This window comes from Halorubrum sp. SP3 (assembly GCF_005435195.1).
Taxonomy (GTDB): Archaea; Halobacteriota; Halobacteria; order Halobacteriales; family Haloferacaceae; genus Halorubrum; species Halorubrum sodomense.
Map to the genome: position 1 here is coordinate 1 of NZ_SGTU01000427.1, position 412 is coordinate 412.

Below are 412 nucleotides of genomic sequence, written 5' to 3' on the forward strand. Positions count from 1 at the left end.
GAGGATCTCATCGCCGTCAACCGTCAGTGTAACTTCGATGGGGAGGTCGACGTTCCCAGCGCCGTCATCATCAAGCACGTCCTCAAACGAGTATTCACCGTTGGGCAGCGACTCAATCTCCGACCGCATACGGCGTTCGGAGTAGTTTTTGATTTCTTCGAGCGCGACTTCCAGTTTGTCAGCTCCGTATCGTTCCGCGAGATCACCGAACCGCCGCCGCCCAGTCTCGTTTGCGGCCTCCTGCGCTCTGAGGTCGCCGCGACGTTCGTCCGGGGTCCGGACGTTCGAGAGGATCATCTCGAAGACGGCGTCGTTCGGTTCGCCTTTTTCAAAGAGTTTCACCGGCGGAATCCTGATCCCCTCCTGATAGATTTCGGTCGAATCCGCGGACACACTTCCGGCGTGTGACCCG

At 58.7% G+C, this 412-nt stretch carries 1 protein-coding gene; it reads right to left on the reverse strand.

Going from position 1 to position 412, the window contains the following annotated elements; genetic code table 11:
- Positions 1–412, reverse strand: a 412-nt coding sequence (locus EXE42_RS17105; protein WP_137707074.1) for a hydantoinase B/oxoprolinase family protein, incomplete at both ends; no start/stop codon positions are given.